At 71.1% G+C, this 18,828-nt stretch carries 14 protein-coding genes and 1 riboswitch; of the genes, 5 read left to right on the forward strand and 9 right to left on the reverse strand.

What is annotated here, in order from left to right; all coding sequences use genetic code 11:
- Positions 1 to 48 precede the first annotated feature (48 nt).
- The 3 genes from AB0I10_RS21235 to AB0I10_RS21245 form a co-directional block, all read right to left on the reverse strand.
- Positions 49 to 1,239 (reverse strand): nucleotide pyrophosphatase/phosphodiesterase family protein, encoded by a 1,191-nt coding sequence (locus tag AB0I10_RS21235; protein WP_363154091.1) that lies wholly within the window; start codon positions 1,237 to 1,239, stop codon positions 49 to 51.
- On the reverse strand, positions 1,239 to 1,832 hold the full coding sequence (locus AB0I10_RS21240; RefSeq protein ID WP_136744699.1) for a DUF5998 family protein: 594 nt from the start codon (positions 1,830 to 1,832) through the stop codon (positions 1,239 to 1,241). The genes AB0I10_RS21235 and AB0I10_RS21240 overlap by 1 nt, the downstream gene beginning before the upstream one ends.
- Before the next feature lie 116 nt (positions 1,833 to 1,948).
- Positions 1,949 to 5,077 carry a GNAT family N-acetyltransferase gene (locus tag AB0I10_RS21245; RefSeq protein ID WP_363154092.1) on the reverse strand — a complete coding sequence of 1,043 codons (3,129 nt, stop codon included), beginning with the start codon at positions 5,075 to 5,077 and terminating at the stop codon, positions 1,949 to 1,951.
- 146 nt (positions 5,078 to 5,223) lie between these two features.
- Here AB0I10_RS21245 and AB0I10_RS21250 point away from each other — a divergent pair, with 146 nt between their 5' ends.
- Positions 5,224 to 5,505 carry an HPr family phosphocarrier protein gene (locus AB0I10_RS21250; protein WP_363154093.1) on the forward strand — a complete coding sequence of 94 codons (282 nt, stop codon included), beginning with the start codon at positions 5,224 to 5,226 and terminating at the stop codon, positions 5,503 to 5,505.
- A gap of 427 nt (positions 5,506 to 5,932) precedes the next feature.
- Here AB0I10_RS21250 and AB0I10_RS21255 read toward each other — a convergent pair whose 3' ends face one another.
- The 4 genes from AB0I10_RS21255 to AB0I10_RS21270 all read right to left on the reverse strand — a co-directional run bounded on the left by AB0I10_RS21255 (position 5,933) and on the right by AB0I10_RS21270 (position 10,867).
- Positions 5,933 to 6,622 (reverse strand): GntR family transcriptional regulator, encoded by a 690-nt coding sequence (locus AB0I10_RS21255; RefSeq protein WP_363154094.1) that lies wholly within the window; start codon positions 6,620 to 6,622, stop codon positions 5,933 to 5,935.
- A gap of 250 nt (positions 6,623 to 6,872) precedes the next feature.
- Positions 6,873 to 7,685, reverse strand: coding sequence for a M23 family metallopeptidase (locus tag AB0I10_RS21260; protein WP_363154095.1), 813 nt, complete (start codon positions 7,683 to 7,685; stop codon positions 6,873 to 6,875).
- A gap of 12 nt (positions 7,686 to 7,697) precedes the next feature.
- Positions 7,698 to 7,854: riboswitch (cyclic di-AMP (ydaO/yuaA leader) on the reverse strand.
- Between the two features lie 263 nt (positions 7,855 to 8,117).
- Positions 8,118 to 9,527 carry a pitrilysin family protein gene (locus AB0I10_RS21265; protein ID WP_363154096.1) on the reverse strand — a complete coding sequence of 470 codons (1,410 nt, stop codon included), beginning with the start codon at positions 9,525 to 9,527 and terminating at the stop codon, positions 8,118 to 8,120.
- Positions 9,524 to 10,867 carry a pitrilysin family protein gene (locus AB0I10_RS21270; protein ID WP_363154147.1) on the reverse strand — a complete coding sequence of 448 codons (1,344 nt, stop codon included), beginning with the start codon at positions 10,865 to 10,867 and terminating at the stop codon, positions 9,524 to 9,526. Before AB0I10_RS21270 ends, AB0I10_RS21265 begins: the two co-directional genes overlap by 4 nt.
- A 280-nt stretch (positions 10,868 to 11,147) precedes the next feature.
- On the opposite strand from AB0I10_RS21270, the gene AB0I10_RS21275 reads away from it, so the two are divergent.
- Positions 11,148 to 13,595 (forward strand): DNA topoisomerase IV subunit A, encoded by a 2,448-nt coding sequence (locus AB0I10_RS21275; RefSeq protein WP_363154097.1) that lies wholly within the window; start codon positions 11,148 to 11,150, stop codon positions 13,593 to 13,595.
- Positions 13,596 to 13,679: 84 nt separating this feature from the next.
- Here the strand turns inward: AB0I10_RS21275 and AB0I10_RS21280 are convergent, their stop codons facing one another.
- Positions 13,680 to 14,855, reverse strand: a complete 1,176-nt coding sequence (locus tag AB0I10_RS21280) for a CobW family GTP-binding protein (protein WP_363154098.1) — start codon at positions 14,853 to 14,855, stop codon at positions 13,680 to 13,682.
- A gap of 114 nt (positions 14,856 to 14,969) precedes the next feature.
- Positions 14,970 to 16,139 carry a citrate synthase/methylcitrate synthase gene (locus AB0I10_RS21285; protein ID WP_363154099.1) on the reverse strand — a complete coding sequence of 390 codons (1,170 nt, stop codon included), beginning with the start codon at positions 16,137 to 16,139 and terminating at the stop codon, positions 14,970 to 14,972.
- A gap of 111 nt (positions 16,140 to 16,250) precedes the next feature.
- On the opposite strand from AB0I10_RS21285, the gene AB0I10_RS21290 reads away from it, so the two are divergent.
- The 3 genes from AB0I10_RS21290 (at position 16,251) to AB0I10_RS21300 (ending at position 18,825) form a co-directional block, all read left to right on the forward strand.
- Positions 16,251 to 17,522: a citrate/2-methylcitrate synthase gene (locus tag AB0I10_RS21290; RefSeq protein ID WP_363154100.1), complete on the forward strand. Its 1,272-nt coding sequence runs from the start codon at positions 16,251 to 16,253 to the stop codon at positions 17,520 to 17,522.
- 30 nt (positions 17,523 to 17,552) lie between these two features.
- Positions 17,553 to 17,732 (forward strand): hypothetical protein, encoded by a 180-nt coding sequence (locus tag AB0I10_RS21295; protein WP_363154101.1) that lies wholly within the window; start codon positions 17,553 to 17,555, stop codon positions 17,730 to 17,732.
- Between the two features lie 82 nt (positions 17,733 to 17,814).
- Complete coding sequence (locus tag AB0I10_RS21300) at positions 17,815 to 18,825, forward strand: sucrase ferredoxin (RefSeq protein WP_363154102.1); 1,011 nt, start codon at positions 17,815 to 17,817, stop codon at positions 18,823 to 18,825.
- The last annotated feature ends 3 nt before the right edge of the window (positions 18,826 to 18,828 follow it).

Consider the following 18,828-nt stretch of genomic DNA (forward strand, 5'->3'; position numbering starts at 1 on the left):
TTTCAGGCTCATGTGGACAGGACGGTGCGGGCGGCGGGGCCGTGCGGGTCAGGTACGGACTTCCAGGAGCGGCACCAGCTGCTCCACCGGGGTCATCGAACCGTGCATCCCGACCATCTCCGATTCACGGGGCTCCCGTTCGGTCGCGATGATCACCATGTCGGCGTGCGCGGCCGCCACCACATCGCCGATCCGGCCGCGGACCCGGTCGTCGACGCGCGGGCCGAACCACCCCGCAGCGATGGCCTCCTCGCGACTCGCGACCCACATCTGCTCGCCGACCACCTCACGCCATACGGCGAGCACATCGGCGGCCGCGCCCGGGTGGGCGTACACATGCCGGGCCCGGCCTTCGCCGCCCAACAGGCGTACGCCGGCGCGCAGTTCCCAGTCCTCGTCGAAGTCGATCCGGGAGTCGGGGTCGAAGGGGATGTCGATCATGCCGTGGTCGGCGGTGATGTAGAGGGCCGAGCGCGGCGGGAGTTGCTCGGCCAGCCGCTGCGCGAGCCCGTCGACGTACATCAACTGGCCGCGCCAGGCATCGGAGTCGACGCCGTACCGGTGTCCCTTGCCGTCGACCTCGGCGTAGTACGTGTAGACCAGCGAGCGGTCGCCGGCGGCGAGCTGCGCGGCGGCGAGGTCCATCCGCTCCTCGCCGGAGAGCCTGCCGTGGAAGGTGCCACCGCTGAGCGCGATCTTGGTGAGGGGGGTCTGCTGGAAGTGCGGTGCGGAGACCTGGCACGTGTGGATGCCCGCGGCGTCCGCCAGTTGGAACACGGTCGGATGGGGCTGCCACACGTGCGGATCGGTCCACGGCTGCCAGCGCAGCTGGTTCATCAACGCGCCGGTGTCCGGGTCCTGGCAGGTGTATCCGGGCAGGCCGTGCGCGCCCGGCGGCAGGCCGGTGCCGACCGAGGCGAGCGAGGTGGCGGTGGTGGAGGGGAAGCCGGCGGTGAGCGGGCGGCCGCCGCCGTTGAACGAGGTGCCCAGGAGCGAGGTGAGAAACGGCGCCTCATCGGGGTGGGCGCGCAGCAGATCCCAGCCGAGACCGTCGATCAGGAAGACGCAGGCGCGGTCGGCGGGGGCCAGCTCCATCCCGGTGGCGAGGTCCGTCAGCCCCTGCCCCGCGACGATGGTGGGCAGCAGGTCGGCGAGCGAGCCGGTGCCGTAGCGGGGCACTGGAGCGGTGAGCGGGTCGAGCGGTTCCGGTTCCGGCCAGGCGGGGGCGGCGTGGACCATCAGCGGGTGCTGGTGGTGGCCGCGGTGGCCTCGGAGAGCGCCTGGGCGAAGGCGAGCGTCTCACGGACCGAGTCCGGTCCGTCGCCGGCCTCGCTGACCCGCAGCGAGAGGTCGTCCGCGGTGGAGGAGCCCGTGTAGCCGTGGTCCGCCTCGCAGTTGGGGTCGCCGCAGCTGGCCGGCTCCAGGTCCAGGCGGGCGACGGCGCCCCAGCCGATGGTGAGGACGACCTCGCGGGGCAGCTGCCCAGGGGTGTACGACTCGGGGTTGGCGACCACCCGGCTGAGCACCACGGACGAAATCCGGCCGAGCTTCACGGACTCGGTGGAGGTGGTGGCGTACGGCGACGGGGAGGTGGCGTCGGCGGCCTGCTCGTCGGTGTGGCTGACGATGAAGCGGGTGCCGGTCAGGACCAGGACCGTGACATGGCGGCGGACCTCGTTGGCGTCGAAGGTCGTCTCCTGATGCACGAGGTACGACACGACCGGCTCGCCGCCGACGGCGGCCTGCACCGCCTCGGACACGAGCGTCGGGTAATAGCCACTGCGCTCGATCGCCGCGCGCAGCCCCTGGGTCGTCGTACCGGTCTTAGCCATGGGGTCCATCTTACGGGGCGTGCTGGGCCTCAGAGACGCGTGAGTCAACAGTCCCTTCGGGTGGGACGAAGGGGACGAAGGGACGGACAGGGGACCGGGTGCGCGCTTGTCCCGCCTCAGTAGGCGGGTAGGCGCCGGGGGCCGAGGTCGGTGGTGGCGGGTGGACGGGCGAGGCGGACTGCGGCTCCCAGGACGGAGAGACCGTGCGGGGCGACGACGACCGGTTCAAGATCGACGCCGACGATCTCGGGGTGGTCGTCGACCAGACGGGAGACGCGCAGCAGCAGCTCCGCGAGCGCGGCGGTGTCGACGGGCTGGGAGCCGCGCCAGCCGAAGAGGAGCGGGGCGGCGCGGATCGACCGGATCTGGTCGGCGACATCGCGGTCGGTGGCCGGAATGAGACGGTGCGCGATATCGCCGAGCAGCTGGGAGGGGGCACCTGCCAGGCCGAAGGAGAGAACGGCGCCGGCGGCCGGGTCGATGGCTGCGCGGATGACGGTGTCGACGCCGCGCGGCACCATCGACTGGACGACCGGACACAGCTCTTCGGGAGAGCCGAGGAAGTCGGTCAATTCCGCGTAGGTGCGGCGGAGTTCGGTCTTGTTCGCGATGTCCAGGCGGACGCCGCCGAGGTCGGCGCGGTGCCGCAGATGGGGAGCGGTGGTCTTGAGGGCGACCGGATAGCCGAGGCGGGCGGCGGCGCGGACCGCGGTATCCGGGTCGGGGGCCGGGAGGGTGGGGCGGGTGTGGATGCCGTAGCGGGCGAGCAGGGCCGCGGCGTCGTCCGGGGGCAGCGGTACGGAGCGGCCGGCGGCGATGTCGGGGGTGAGCCGGTCGAGCAGCCGCTCGATGTCGGTGCCGGCCGCCGCCTCCTGGATGTCGTCGTACTCGGGGACCCGGCCCGGGTCGGCGGCCTCCCGGCGCCAGGCCGCGTATCGGACGGCCTCGGCGAGCGAACGCACGGCCCGCTCGGCGGCGGGGTAGGCCGGGATGCGGGTGTGCGCGGGACGGGGGCGGGGAGGGGCCGGGGCTACGGCTTCCTGAACCGCCTTAGGCGCGGAGAGGGAGGGCGGGGGGCCAGGTGGGTACGTCGGGGCCGGAGGGCGCGGCGGGGTGGGCGGGTAGGGCGGGGCGGGGGGCCAGGTGGGGCCGGGGGGCTGCGGCGGGGCCTGGGTGGCGCTCGGGGCTTCCGTAGCGGCGGGGGCTTCGGCAGCGTGCTGCACTCCGGTCGGTGACGATGCCTCGTCCAGTGCCTTGTCCCGGTCTCGCTTCTCGTCGCGCGTCTCGCCCTGCATCCCGTCCTGCGTCGACCCCGGTCGTACGGGCGGCTCCCCCGGATCTCCTGGCTGCCCCGGCTTCCCGGGGGCCGCGAGCGTCTCGGCCAGGTCATCCATCGCGAGGTGGACGACGGCCACCGGCTTTGCGGGATGCGCAGCGGCGGCCGTGCGCAGGGCGGCGGCGAGCGCGACGCCCTCGCTCTCCTCCGGGGACGCGGTCTCCTCCTCCCCCACCCAAGGGATGGCCGTGACGACGACGGCGTCGCAGCCGTCGCCCGCCAGCGCCTCGGCGAGCGCCGCGTGGAAGTCGTCCGGCGTCGCCGCGGAGGCCAGCACATGGGGGCGCAGCGGCCGCAGCCCTTCGGTCAGGCAGGCGTCGTATGTCAGCAGCGCGAGCGATTCGGAGTTGCCGACGATGGCGATGCGCGGGCCGGCCGGCAGCGGCTGGGAGGCGAGCAGCAGCCCGGCGTCGATCAGCTCGGTGACCGTGTCGACGCGGATCACGCCGGCCTGGCGCATCAGGGCGGCGACGGTGCTGTCGGGGATACGGACGGTGGGCACGGTGTGGCCGGGCGGGGCGGTGCCGGTGTGCCGGGCGCCCTTGGCGACGACGACCGGTTTGGCGGCGGCGGTGCGGCGGGCGAGCCGGGCGAACTTGCGGGGGTTGCCGATGGACTCCAGATAGAGGATGACGACATCGGTGTCCGGATCCTCGTACCAGTACTGGAGGAGGTCGTTGCCGGAGACGTCGGCGCGGTTGCCGGCCGAGACGAAGGCGGAGATGCCGGCGATGCCGCCGTCGCCCGGGCCGCGGGCGTGCAGCCCGCTGAGCAGGGCGATGCCGATCGCGCCGGACTGGGTGAACAGGCCGATGCGGCCGGCGCCGGGCATCCGGGGGGCCAGTGAGGCGTTCAGCCGGACGGCCGGGGCGGTGTTGATCAGGCCGAACGCGTTGGGCCCGATGAGCCGCATGCCGTAGGACCGGGCCTGGCGGAGCAAGGCGCGCTGCCGCTCGCGGCCTTCGGGGCCCGATTCCGCGTAACCGGAGGAGAGGATCAGCACGCCCTGGACGCCGTGTTCGCCGCAGTCGCGGACCACATCGGGGACGCGGGCGGCGGGCACGGCGATGACCGCGAGATCGACCGGGTCGGGGATCTCACGCAGCGAGCGGACGGCCGGCACGCCTTCGGGCTCCAGCCGGTCCATGCCCTGGGGGAAGGCGTGGTTGACGGCGTGGGTGCGGCCCGTGAAGCCGGAGTCGAGGATGTTGCGCAGAGTGGTGCGGCCGATGCCGCCGGGGGCGCGGCCCGTTCCGATGACGGCGACCGAGCCGGGGGCGAGCAGCCGCTGGACGGAGCGGGCCTCGGCGCGCTGCTCGCGGCCGCGCATCACGGCCATGGACTGCTCGGTCGGTTCGAGGTCGAATTCCAGCCGGACCACGCCGTCCTCGAAGGTGCGCTTATGGGTGTAGCCGGCGTCCGTGAACACCTTGATCATCTTGGAGTTGGCGGGCAGCACCTCGGCGGCGAACCGGCGGATGCCGCGCTCTCGGGCAACGGCGGCGATGTGCTCCAGGAGGGCGGAGGCGACGCCGCGGCCCTGGTGGGCGTCCTGCACCAGGAAGGCGACCTCGGCCTGGTCGTCCTCGGGATTCTTGGCGGGCAACCCCTGGTCGTTGATCCGGTCGTAGCGGACGGTGGCGATGAACTCGCCGCCGACAGTGGCGGCGAGGCCGACGCGGTCGACGTAGTCGTGATGGGTGAAGCGGTGGACGTCGCGGTCGGACAGGCGCGGGTAGGGCGCGAAGAACCGGTAGTACTTCGACTCGTCGGAGACCTGCTCGTAGAAGGAGACCAGCCGCTCGGCGTCGTCGGGGGTGATGGGGCGGATGCGTGCCGTGCCGCCGTCGCGCAGCACCACGTCGGCTTCCCAGTGAGCCGGGTACGCGTGGTCAGGCGGCTTCTGCATGCGGACAGAGTACGGCCGGGCACTGACAACCGGCTCGGTATGCGTACGCTCGATGGCAGGCCAGGCGCTGGACACAGGACTGCCGTAGCACTCCCGGCAGCGTGAGAGACTGGTCTAGACAACAGTCGCGACTGAAGGGCAACACCATGGCTGAGCGCCGCGTCAATGTCGGTTGGAACGAGGGTCTGCACGCCCGCCCCGCCTCGATCTTCGTCCGTGCGGCCACCGCGGCCGGCGTCCCCATGACGATCGCCAAGGCCGATGGCAACCCGGTCAACGCCGCCTCCATGCTCGCGGTCCTGGGCCTCGGCGCCCAGGGTGGCGAGGAGATCGTGCTGGCCTCCGACGCCGAGGGCGCCGAGGTTGCGCTCGACCGTCTGGCGAAGCTTGTCGCCGAGGGTCTTGAGGAGCTCCCCGAGACCGTCTGAGTCCGCCAGGATTTCAGTCCGCGGCCCTGTCGCGGCGACCGGAAACGGCCGCCGACAGGGCCGTTTCGCTGTGCCCGACGGCCGCCGCTTCGCCGCACTCGGGGCCGTCGGTACGCGGACATCGCCCACATGTGAGGGCCGCGCTCCGGCTCACCCGGCGGCCCGCTTTGCGGCGCACCGAGGAAGCCGGCCTTTCGGCGCACCCAACGCCCCGGCTTTCGCCATGCCAGGCGAATTCGAATCGGCGCCGCTAATCACTCAAGGGATCCGAATTATCGGTACGCGCACGCCGGATATCCGGGTCGCCGAATACCGGCCCCGGAAACACGAAAAGGGCGCACCACATAAACGGCACGGCCGACGCCATTACGCGTCACTACGCGCCGCCCGGAATCCATTCCGCATCCCTTTGTATACGGGGCGATTGTTAATTGCGGGCGCGCGCCGTGTTGACGGGCCGTTTCGAACCGCTCACCTCGGCCGCCGCGGGGCGCCGCAACCGGTGCACCGGCAGGGAGCGTTCGATATGAGCCGCCATCAGGGCGCGGGCCCGTTCCGCGTCTCCCCGGGCCACCGCGTCCAGCACCGCGCCGTGTTCGTCCCACGACTCGGCCACCCGGGCCGGTAGTTCCACGGTGTACATCCACTCGATCTTGCGCCGCAGCTGGGTCAGCAGCGCGGTCAGGCTGGGGCTACCGGCCGCCTGGGCCAGCGTTTCGTGGAACCAGCCGTCCAGTTGGCGCAGATCCGCGGGGTGGCCGTGACGGGCCCGCTCGCGGCCCAGCCGTACCAGGCCGCGCAGCACCTTGAGGTGCGCCGGGCTGCGGCGGGCCGCGGCGCGGGCAGCGCCGAGCGGCTCCAACAGGGCGCGGATGTCCAGGAGATCGGCCGCCTCCTGCTCGGTGGGCTCGGCGACACAGGCGCCCGCATGGTGGCGGGTGGTGACGAAGCCCTCGGACTGCAACGTGCGCAGCGCCTCGCGCACCGGGACCCGGGAGACTCCGTACCGCGCCGCCAGGATGTCCTCGATCAGCCGGCTCCCCGGCGCGAGCGCACCGGAGACAATGTCATCGCGAATCGCCGTGCACACCGCATGCGCGGAAATATGGCCTCGCATCGTCCGTGCCTCCGCCGTAATCCCCTGGAAACATCACCGATCGGCGACATTTCCCTAACCCTAGCCGCCGATCGGCGGCTTTTCCGTGACTCTATTCGACTGGGACGGCTTTTCCGACGGACGCCGGGTATTCATGGATATTTTTTGGCCATCGGCGGGGACTTGGCGCCCTGCGCGGCCGGATACGCCGAAGCCCCGGCCGGGGCCGGGGCTTCTCAAGGACGCTGCGACGGAACGGGACGTCGGACCGTCAGATGCTGACGCCGTGCGCGCGCAGGTAGGCGATCGGATCGATGTCCGAGCCGTAGTCGGGGCCGGTGCGGGCCTCGAAGTGCAGGTGCGGTCCGGTGCTGTTGCCGGTGCTGCCGGAGAGGCCGATCTGCTGGCCCGGGGTGATGGTCTGGCCGACCGAGACGCCGAGGGACGACAGGTGGCCGTACTGGGTGTACGTACCGTCGTTCATCTTGATCACGATGTTGTTGCCGTACGCACCGCCCCAGCCGGCCTCGACGACCGTGCCCGCGGCGACGGAACGCACCGACGTGCCGGAGGCGGCGTGGAAGTCGATGCCGCTGTGGCTGCCGGAGGACCACAGCCCGCCGGATGTCTTGTACCCGGTGGACACGTAGGAGCCGGCGACGGGGGCGACATAGGCGTTGAGGCGCTTGCGCTCCGCCTCGCGGGCCGCGCGCTCCTTGGCCTCGCGCTCCGCCTTGGCCTTCGCCTCGGCCTTCTTCTTGGCTTCCTCGGCCCGCTGCTTGGCCTCTTCGGCGCGCTTCTTGGCCTCGGCCTCGGCCTTCGCACGCGCGGCGGCGGCTTCGGCGGCCGCCTCCTGGGCGTCGGCCTGGGCCTCCAGGCGGTCGGCGAGTTCGCCGCCCAGTACGACGGCCCGGCTCAGACCGGTGTCGTGGGTGCTCGCCTCGTCCGTGGCGGCCAGCGCCGGCGACGCCACGGAGGCGACGACGCCGGTGGCCGCGAGGGTGGCTATGCCGGCGATGTTGCGGGTCGTACGAGCGCTGCGGCTCGGACGGCGGTGTTTCCCGGTAGCACGGATGAACGCCATCTGGTGGCTGGTCCTTTCCTTCCTTCTCGCCTACCGGGTTAGCTGACGGGTTCGGAGCAGGAAGGTCTCCTACGGACTCCTCCGGAGAGAGGTCCGATTCACCCCAGGGGACATGTGGGTCCCCGGCTCCCCTGGCTCGCGCCGTACGGGGACTCGGCGATGACTGTCCGGTGCCGCGGTTGCGGCGCACTTCTGGCGAACAGCCGGACCGACGCTAAACGGGACATCTTTCAATCGGCAAACAGAACCGCATTTTTGTGCCATACGCCACACGGGTACGGAGCAACCAGCCGCAACAATCCGGACATACGGGAGATCCCGTGGCGAGCGAGCGCCACGGGATCCCTTTTGTTGCCATATGTCAGGCGGTCATCGTCGTGCCGGACCGCTCTCCAGCCGGCTCCCCGGTCACCTCCGGGTCACCGCGGCAGGTCAGCTGCCGACGACCGTCACCTCACCGATGCCCAGCTCCCGGACGGGCCCGGCGATCTGCGCCGCGTCGCCCACCAGAACCGTCACCAGCCGGTCCACGGGGAACGCGTTCACAGCGGCCGCCGTCGCCTCGACGGTGCCGGTCTCGGCCAGCCGGGCGTACAACTGCGCCTGGAAGTCGTCGGGGAGGTGCTGCTCCACCTGGTCGGCGAGGGTGCCCGCGACGGCCGCCGCGGTCTCGTACTTCAGCGGCGCGACCCCGACGAGGTTCTGTACGGCGACATCCCGCTCGGAGTCCGTGAGGCCCTCGGCCGCCAGAGTGCGCAGCACCTTCCACAGGTCCTCCAGCGCCGGCCCCGTGGAGGCGGTGTCCACCGAGCCGCTGATGGCCAGCATCGCGGCGCCGCTGCCGTCGGCGGAGGAGCGCAGCACCTGGCCGAAGGCGCGCACCCCGTAGGTGTAGCCCTTCTCCTCGCGCAGCACCCGGTCCAGCCGGGAGGTGAGGGTGCCGCCCAGGCAGTACGTGCCGAGGACCTGCGCGGGCCAGACACGATCGTGCCGGTCGGCGCCGATACGTCCGATCAGCAGCTGCGTCTGGACGGCGCCGGGGCGGTCCACGATCACCACGCGGCCGGTGTCGTCGGCGGTGATCGGCGACGCCTTCACCGGCTCCGCGGTGGAGCCGGTCCAGGCGCCGAGGGTGTCGGCGAGCGCCGCGTCCAGGTCGACGCCGGCGAAGTCGCCGACAACGACGGCGGTGGCCGTGGCGGGCCGTACATGGGCGTCGTAGAAGGCACGGACGGCCGCCGCGTCGATCCGCTCGACGGTGTCCTCGGTGCCCTGGCGGGGCCGCGACATCCGGGAGGTGGCCGGGAACAGCTCCTTGGACAGTGCCATGGCGGCGCGCCGGGCCGGGTTGGCGAGCTCGTGCGGGATCTCGTCGAGGCGGTTGCGTACGAGCCGCTCGACCTCGCTGACCGGGAAGGCGGGGGCACGCAGCGCGTCGGCGAGCAGGCCGAGCGCGCGGGCCAGCCGGGACGCCGGCACTTCGAGGGACACCCGCAGCCCGGGGTGGTCGGCGTGCGCGTCCAGGGTGGCGCCACAGCGCTCCAGCTCGGCGGCGAACTCCTCGGCGTCGTGCTTGTCGGTGCCCTCCGACAGAGCGCGCGCCATGATCGTGGCGACACCGTCCAGGCCCTCGGGCTCGGCCTCCAGAGGAGCGACGAGGTTGATCTCGACGGCGACGACCTGCTGGCCGGGGCGGTGGCTGGTCAGGAGGGTGAGCCCATTGGCGAGTTGCGTGCGCTCGGGGGCGGGGAAGGCCCACGGCTTGGGCGCGCCGCCCTGGGGCTGCGGGTGGAAGTCCATGGTGCTCACGATGGACCCTGCGCTGGCAACGGCGTCACTCACTGGGCCGTCTCCTCTTCCTCGGTGTCGGCAGCCGTGTCGGCGGGCTCGGTGGGCTCGTACACGAGCACCGCTCGGTTGTCGGGGCGCAGCCGGGCCTTGGCGACCGCCTGCACCTCCTGCGGAGTGATCTCCAGTACGCGCTGGACGGCGGTCAGCGCGAGCTGCGGGTCGCCGAACAGGACGGCGAAACGGCACAGTTCGTCGGCGCGGCCGCTGACCGTCGCGAGGCGGTCCAGCCATTCGCGCTCCAACTGGGCCTGCGCGCGCTCCATCTCCTCCGGGGTCGGCCCCTCGGCGGCGAAGCGGGACAGCTCCTCGTCGACCGCGCGCTCGATGCCCGGGACCTCCACGCCGCCGGACGTCTTCACGTCGAGCCAGCCGAGCGAGGGCGCGCCGGCCAGCCGCAGCAGGCCGAAGCCGGCGGCGACGGCGCTGCGGTCCCGGCGGACCAGGCGGTTGTAGAGGCGGGAGGACTCGCCACCCCCCAGGACGGTGAGCGCGAGGTCCGCGGCGTCCGCCTCACGGGTACCGTCGTGCGGCAGCCGGTAGGCCGCCATCAGGGCGCGGGAGGGAACCTCCTCCTCGACGACCTCGCGCAGTTCGCCGCCGACGATGTCGGGCAGCGTGCCGTCACGCGGCGGCTGCTTGCCGTCGTGCGAGGGGATCGAGCCGAAGTACTTCTCCACCCAGGCCAGCGTCTGCGCCGGGTCGATGTCACCGACGATCGACAGGACGGCGTTGTTGGGCGCGTAGTACGTACGGAAGAACGCCTGCGCGTCCTCCAGGGAAGCGGCGTCCAGATCGGCCATCGACCCGATGGGCGTGTGGTGGTACGGGTGGCCCTCCGGGTACGCCATGGCCGTCAGCTTCTCGAAGGCCGTGCCGTACGGGACGTTGTCGTAGCGCTGGCGGCGCTCGTTCTTGACGACGTCGCGCTGGTTCTCCAGGGACTCGTCGTCGAGCGCGGTGAGCAGCGAGCCCATCCGGTCCGCCTCCAGCCAGAGCGCGAGCTCCAGCTCATGGGCGGGCATGGTCTCGAAGTAGTTGGTGCGCTCGAAGCTCGTGGTGCCGTTCAGGGAACCGCCGGCGCCCTGGACGAGCTCGAAGTGGCCGTTGCCCTGCACCTGCGCGGAACCCTGGAACATCAAGTGCTCGAAGAGGTGAGCCAGGCCCGTACGGCCCTTGACCTCATGGCGAGAACCGACGTCGTACCACAGGCACACCGCCGCGACCGGGGTCAGGTGGTCTTCGGAGAGCACCACGCGCAGGCCGTTGGCCAGCCGGTGCTCGGTTGCTGTCAGGCCGCCGGAGCCGGCTTGTTCTGTGGCCGTGTGACCCATGGGCATGTACGTCCCTTCGATCCGCTTGCGAGGAAGTTCTGTCACTGTATGCAAGCGCGTCGGCATCTGGCGAAGTTACGGTCCGAGCAGCCCCGTACGGGGGCCTTGTGCCGCTCCCCGGAGAGCCGAAAGGGGAGTCGCGGTCGGCGTTGTCAGTGGGGCGGTCCACAATGGTCCGCGTCAGACTCAGGCAGACTCAGCGGTCGATCCGACAGCTGACCGCCCCGACAGCATTGATCCAACATCGGCAGTAGACGCAGCAGAAGGAGCCGCAGCCGCGATGGCCCGCCGCAGCACGAAGACCCCGCCGCCGGACGACTTCGAGGAGAGGATCCTCGACATCGACGTCGTCGACGAGATGCAGGGTTCCTTCCTTGAGTACGCGTATTCGGTCATCTACTCCCGCGCCCTGCCGGACGCCCGCGACGGTCTCAAGCCCGTGCACCGCCGCATCCTGTACCAGATGAACGAGATGGGCCTGCGGCCCGAGCGCAGCTATGTGAAGTGCGCCCGCGTCGTCGGCGAGGTGATGGGCAAGCTCCACCCGCACGGCGACGCGTCCATCTACGACGCGCTGGTGAGGATGGCGCAGCCGTTCTCGATGCGGCTGCCGCTGGTCGACGGGCACGGCAACTTCGGCTCGCTGGGCAATGACGACCCGCCCGCCGCGATGCGTTACACCGAGTGCCGTATGGCGTCGGCGACGTCCCTGATGACGGAGTCCATCGACGAGGACACCGTCGACTTCGCGCCGAACTACGACGGCCAGGAGCGGGAACCGGTCGCGCTCCCCGCGGCGTACCCGAATCTCCTCGTCAACGGCACGTCCGGCATCGCGGTCGGTATGGCGACAAATATGCCGCCGCACAACCTCGGTGAGGTCATCGCGGCCGCCCGCCATCTGATCAGATATCCGAACGCCGATCTCGACGCCCTGATGCGCTTCGTGCCCGGCCCCGATCTGCCGACCGGCGGCCGGATCGTGGGCCTGGGCGGCGTACGGGACGCGTACGAGAAGGGCCGCGGCACGTTCAAGATCCGCGCGACGGTCACGGTGGAGAGCGTCACGGCCCGCCGCAAGGGCCTGGTCGTCACCGAACTCCCCTTCACCGTCGGCCCCGAGAAGGTCATCTCCAAGATCAAGGACCTGGTGGGCTCGAAGAAGCTCCAGGGCATCGCCGACGTCAAGGACCTCACCGACCGCGAGCACGGCCTGCGGCTGGTGATCGAGGTCAAGAACGGCTTCAACCCCGAGGCCGTGCTGGAGCAGCTCTACAAGCTCACGCCGATGGAGGAGTCCTTCGGCATCAACAACGTCGCCCTGGTGGACGGCCAGCCGCTGACGCTGGGCCTCAAGGAACTGCTGGAGGTCTATGTCGACCACCGCTTCGAGGTGGTGCGCCGGCGCAGCGAGTTCCGGCGCGGCAAGCGGCGCGACCGGCTCCACCTGGTGGAGGGGCTGCTGACCGCACTGGTCGACATCGACGAGGTCATCCGGCTGATCCGCTCCAGCGAGAACAGCGCGCAGGCCAAGGAGCGGCTGATCGAGCGCTTCGCGCTGAGCGACATCCAGACGCAGTACATCCTCGACACCCCGCTGCGCCGGCTGACCAAGTTCGACCGCATCGAGCTGGAGTCGGAGTGCGACCGGCTGAAGTCCGAGATCGAGGACCTGACCCGGATCCTGGAGTCCGACACGGAGCTGCGCAAGCTGGTCTCCGGCGAGCTGGCCGCGGTCGCGAAGAAGTACGGCACGGACCGCCGGACGGTCCTGCTGGAATCGGCGGGCGCCCCGGCCGCGGCGGTACCGCTGGAGGTCTCCGACGACCCCTGCCGGGTGCTGCTGTCCTCGACGGGCCTGCTGGCGCGTACGGCGACCGGTGAGGTGTCCTTCGACGCCGATGCCAAGCGCGTCAAGCACGACGCGATCGTGTCGGCGGTACCGGCGACGACCCGGGGCGAGGTGGGCGCGGTGACGTCCACGGGCCGCCTGCTGAGGATCTCCGTGATCGACCTGCCGCAGCTCCCGGACACCGCAGCGGCACCCAGCCTCTCCGGGGGCGCGCAGATCTCCGAGTTCCTGACGCTGCAGGACGGTGAGCAGCTGATCTGTCTGACGACACTGGACGAGGCCTCGCCGGGCCTGGCGCTCGGTACGGAACAGGGCGTCGTCAAGCGGGTGGTGCCCGACTACCCGTCCAACAAGGACGAGTTGGAGGTCATCACCCTCAAGGAGGGCGACCGCATCGTGGGCGCGGCCGAGCTGCGCACCGGTGAGGAGGACCTGGTCTTCATCACCAACGAGGCACAGCTGCTGCGCTATCAGGCGTCACAGGTGCGGCCGCAGGGCCGGCCGGCGGGCGGTATGGCGGGCATCAAGCTGGGCGAAGGCGCAAAGGTGATCTCCTTCGCCGCGGTCGATCCGGCCTCGGACGCCATGGTGTTCACCGTCGCCGGCTCGCACGGCACGCTCGACGACTCGGAGGCGACGGCCAAGCTCACACCGTTCGACCAGTATCCGCGCAAGGGCCGGGCGACCGGTGGCGTGCGCTGCCAGCGGTTCCTGAAGGGCGAGGACTGCCTGACGCTGGCCTGGGCCGGAGCCGTGCCGGTGCGGGCGGCGGACGCCAAGGGCGCTCCGGTGGAGTTGCCGGAGGTCGATCCGCGGCGGGACGGCTCGGGGGTGCCGCTGCTGAAGCCGGTCGCGGCGCTGGCAGGGCCGGTGTAGGGGTTCGCGGCCCGTGTGGTCGACGAGGGCCGGGCCGGCCGGTGCGATGCCGGCCGGCCCGGCCCTCATCCCTACTCCTCGTCGCTACTCCTCCTGAGAGGCCACGTACCGCAGGACGCCCCACATGCTGTTCGCATCGGCGGCCGACGGTGCGGTATCCCGGCAGTTCTCCAGCTCCTTGCGCAAGGCCGCCGCATCGATGCCACTGCCGATCATGACGAGTTGAGTGCACCGCTCCTCGCCCTTCGGCCATGGCGAGGGGTAGAAGCGGAGGAAGTCCCCGACCGCGTGCACGCTGAACTTCTGGCGGCTGTCCGGGGCGTCGAAGTGGACAAAGCCCTTGATGCGGTAGAGACCGGCGGGGCGGCTGTCGAGGAAGTCCATAAGTCGACGAGGATGCAACGGCTCATCGGAGGTGAACTCCACGCTCTGGTAGGCAGCGTGGAGGTGTTCGGCATGGCCGCATTGGCCTCCGTGGTGCGGGTGATCGGCGTGGTGTGCGTGATCCACGTGGTCCGAGTCGCCTGACTGCCCTGAGTCGCCGCCGCCGGGGCTGTGGAGGCCATCAGAACCGCCGTCGGCACTCTCGTCCCGGTTCGCGGCCGCCTCCCTCAACAGGTCCTCGAAGGACAGTTGCCGCACGGCCGCATCGTGGTCCTCGCCTGGGCCACGGTCGAAGAACAGCTCCGGGTCGATCCGCCCGTACGCGGTGCAGACCACGGGCCGGCCCGGAGCGAGGTCCGCGAGCGTGTCCATGAGTTGCTGCCGCGCCGCGTCCTCGATCCGGTCGGCCTTGTTGAGCACCACGAGATCCGCGATGCCGACGTGGCGGTCGAGTTCGGGATGCCGCTCCCGGGTGGCGCCGAACTCGGCGGCGTCGATGACCTCGATCAGCCCGCCGTAGACGATCCGGTCGTTGTCGCTGGCGAGGATCATCCGGATGAGCTCCTGGGGCTCGGCCAGCCCGCTGGCCTCGATGACGATCACATCGATGCGGGCCGCGGGACGGGCGAGCCGCTCCAGGTAGTCGTCCAGTTCGCTGGTGTCGACCGCGCAGCACAGACAGCCGTTGCCGAGCGAGACCATCGAGTCCACCTGCCCGGCGACGGTCATCGCATCGATCTCGATGCTGCCGAAATCATTGACGATCGCACCGATACGGGTGCCGTCGCCGGCCGCGAGCAGGTGATTGAGGAGGGTGGTCTTGCCCGACCCGAGAAAACCCGCGAGCACGACGACCGGGATCTGTTGCGGGGCCAAGGGGGCGCCTCCATGGTGCGGGTGGCGGAGCCGCACGGACCGGCGGCGGACGAGCTGTCGATCGTAACGGACCGCCTGCGACGCGGGCTCGGCTCACCTCCTGGCGTACGGCGGTCAGCGGGGCACGACGACGGGCAGCGGCTGCGGCGCGGGCGGGCCGGCATACCGGGCAGCGGGGCGGATGATCTTCGAGTCCTCGGCCTGCTCCAGGATGTTGGCGCTCCAGCCCACGACGCGGCCCGCGCAGAAAGTGGGCGTGAACATCTCGCGCGGCAGGCCGCACAGCTCCATCACGACACCCGCGTAGAACTCCACGTTGGTGTGCAGCTCGCGGCCCGGCTTGAGCTCGGCGAGCAGCGCCTCCACCCTCGCCTCCACCTGGACGGCGAATTCCACCAGCGGGCCACCGAAGCGCTCGGCAATACCGCGCAGCATCCGGGAGCGCGGGTCCTCGGTGCGGTAGACGGGGTGGCCGAAGCCCATGATCCGGTCACCGCGCAGCACACGCTCGCGGATCCAGTCGTCGATGCGGTCCGGCGTGCCGATCGCATCGAGCGTATCCAGGGCGCGGCTGGGTGCGCCGCCGTGCAGCGGCCCGGAGAGCGCGCCGACCGCACCGACAAGACAGGCCGCGAGGTCGGCACCGGTGGAGGTGATGACACGGGCGGTGAACGTCGAGGCGTTGAAGCCGTGATCGATGGTCGAGATCAGATACGCCTCGATCGCCCGGACGCGCTCCGGCTCCGGCTCGTGACCGGTGAGCATGTAGAGGTAGTTGGCGGCATAGGACAGATCGCTACGCGGCTCCACAGGCTGCTCCCCCTGCCCGAGCCGATGGAGCGCGGTGAGCAGGGTCGGTACGGCAGCACACGCGGCGAGCGCGTCAGCCCGGCGCCGGTCGGCGTCGATGTCGTACAACGGCCGGAACCCGGCGGACGCACCGAGCAGCGAGAGCGCGGTACGCAGCCCTGCGAGCGGCCCGGAGACCGCACCGGCCCGGGCGATACCGGGCAACGCGTCGCGTACCGCAGCAGGCAGCACGCGCAGCGCGGCGGTCTCCGCAGTGAAGGCCGCCAGCTGCACCGCGTCCGGCAGCTCACCGTGGAACATCAAGTACCAGACGTCCTCAAAGCTGCGTGCCGTAGCGAGTTCAACTGCCGAGTACTGCCGGTAGTGGTAGAAGCCTTCGCGACCCCGGATATCGCCCAGTTCGGTCTCGGTAACGATGACGCCCGCAAGCCCTCGGGGCGCGTCGATCGGTGCGTTCACCTCAGCGATCGGCATGACGAACTCCTTAAATCTCTCCGCCCTGACATTGATCCGACTGTCTATGCTTGACTCAAACTTGTCAATATTGATTGAATCAACATGCATGTAGGTAGATACGGTGGCCCTATGGCGGATCAAGACACAGCTCACGTCACGGCACATGGCGCAAGTGACGATGCGACGGGGCGGCGACTGAGCACCCGGGAAGCAGCCGACCGGCTCGGCGTGAAGCCTGAGACGGTGTACGCCTACGTCAGCCGCGGCCAGCTGACCAGCCGCCGCGAACCCGGCGGCCGCGGCAGCACCTTCGACTCGAAGGAGGTCGACGCCCTCGCGCGGCGCGGCGGCCGCCGCGAACCATCCACCTCCAGCCGTGAGTTGGCGGTTCGTACGGGCATCACCCTCATCGACCGCGGCCACTGCTACTTCCGCGGCGTCGACACCACAGAACTCGCCACCCACTACCGCTACGAGGAAGTCGCCGAGTGGCTGTGGACCGGAGAACTACGCCGCGGCATCCGTTTCACAGCACCGTCCGACGCACTGTCCGCGGCCCGCCACGCCGTACAGGCGCTGCCTGCACACAGCGGGCCGATGGACCGCCTGCGGGTCGCCGTGGTCGCCGCGGCGGCCGCCGACCCACTGCGCTTCGACCTGTCCGAGGAAGCTGTCCTCGACACCGCCCGCAGCCTCATCCCGACCCTGGTCGACTCACTGCCGTCACAGGCCGCCGAGCAGCCCGACACGGCCTCACTCGCCCCGCGGCTGTGGTCACGGCTGACGCCCGAGCCGGCCGAAGCGGCGTCGCTGCGCGCACTGGACGCGGCGCTGGTGCTGCTCATCGACCACGACCTCGCCGCTTCGACACTCGCCGTCCGGGTCGCCGCCTTGGCGCGCGCCCATCCGTACGCGATCGTCTCGGCCGGGTTCGGGGCGTTGGACGGCACTCTGCACGGCGCGGCGAGCGGGCTGGCCCACCGAATGCTGCTGGAGGTGCTGGAACGTGGCAGCGCAGCCGCGGTCGTCGCCGATCACCTACGAGCGGGTCGCCGGGTGCCAGGCCTCGGCCACCCCCTGTACCCAGGCGAGGACCCTCGAGCCCGCGCCCTGTTCGGGCTGCTGGAGGACGTGCCGCGGGCGCAGCCGGCGTTGCATGTCGCACGCCAGGTGGTCGCGACCGCTGCCCGGCACACCGACCTGCACGCCAATGTTGACCTTGCGCTGGCCGTACTGACGGTGTCGGCGGGGATGCAGGCCGAGGCGGGCGAAACGGTTTTCGCCATCGCCCGTACGGCCGGCTGGATCGCGCACGCCCTGGAGGAGTACGGAGAGCGCCCGCTGCGAATGCGACCCAGCGGCCAATACCAGGGCCCCCGCCCGCCACAGCCGTTGCCGTGACAGAGGGGCCGCGTGCCCGGGAGACCGACCGTGACGAACGGGCCCCTCACTCCGGAGGCATCGCAGGCCGCGAAGGTGCCGCTCGCATCGCTTGACGCTGGGCCCGGTCACGCCGTCGACGGCGGCCAGGCCGGCCAGTCCGACCGGGCGCTGTTCCAGCCGGACCCGCCGCCCCCGTCAACGACGAAGGTCGTGCCGCTGCCCTACTAGTAGACCCAGTTCCACGGGGCGTGGAGCCCCTCAGCACCCTCCCGGCATCCGGCGTCTCGCAACGCAGGTTAGGCTCACCTTTGTGAGCACCTGCGCTACCGCTTCCCGCGAAACGGCCGAGCCTCTGGCCGGAACCGCGGCCACTGCCCCGACCTGGCTGCTCATCGAGCAGACCGGGCCCTGGGGAGCCAAGGCGCTGACGGACAGCCACCTCGACCCTGACATCGGCCGGGCCCTGGAGGCCGCGACCGAGGGGACAGACGTTCGCGTCGCCCTGATCCGCCGGCCCGGACGCCACGCCGACTGTCATGGCGTCTCCCGGCGTCGGCTGTTTGTCGCGCACACCTCGCCGGGCCGCTCCTGGATCCGCACGACCACCGTCACCGACCCGCGAGCGGCGCTCGGCCTGAACTTCGCCGCGCTGGGTGCCGGAGAACATGGCGGCCTCTGGGAGCCGTACACCGGTGAGCCGCTGGTCCTCGTCTGCACCAACGGCAAGCGGGACCGCTGCTGCGCGCTCCTGGGGCGCCCCCTGGCCGCCGAGGTCGCCGCCAGCGGAATCGAAGCCTGGGAGGTCACGCATATCGGCGGCCACCGCTTCTCCCCCACACTCTTCGTTCTCCCCTACGGCTACGCCTACGGACGGGCCTCGGCTCACCTGGTCAGGGACGCCGTGGAGGCTGCGCGCAGTGGACGGATCGCGTTCGACGACTGCCGCGGGCGCTCGGCCTGGGATCGGCCGGCCCAGGCCGCTGACCTGGCGGTCCGCGAGCTGATCAGGGAGGAGCGGGCGGATGCACTCGACGTCGTAAGGACCGACACGGTGCGGCCCGAACCTGTGCGGGCCGACGGCCATGGGCCCGTTAGCGGGCCGGTTACGCAAGGCTCCCCCGCCTGGGCCGTTTCCGTCGCGCACTCCGACGGCCGCACCTGGCGGGTGACGGTCGAGCAGCGGGCCGATGGTGCTCCGGCGCCCGCCAGCTGTGGTGCGCCGCTCGGTCCACCGGCGCGTATGACGGTCACCTCCATCACGGCCATCGCGGGCCTCACCGCCCCGGCGTGGCTCACCGCGCCCTTCGCTCCGCTCTCCTGACGC

Origin of the sequence: Streptomyces sp. NPDC050636 (genome assembly GCF_040654775.1) — a bacterium.
Lineage (GTDB): Bacteria > Actinomycetota > Actinomycetes > Streptomycetales > Streptomycetaceae > Streptomyces.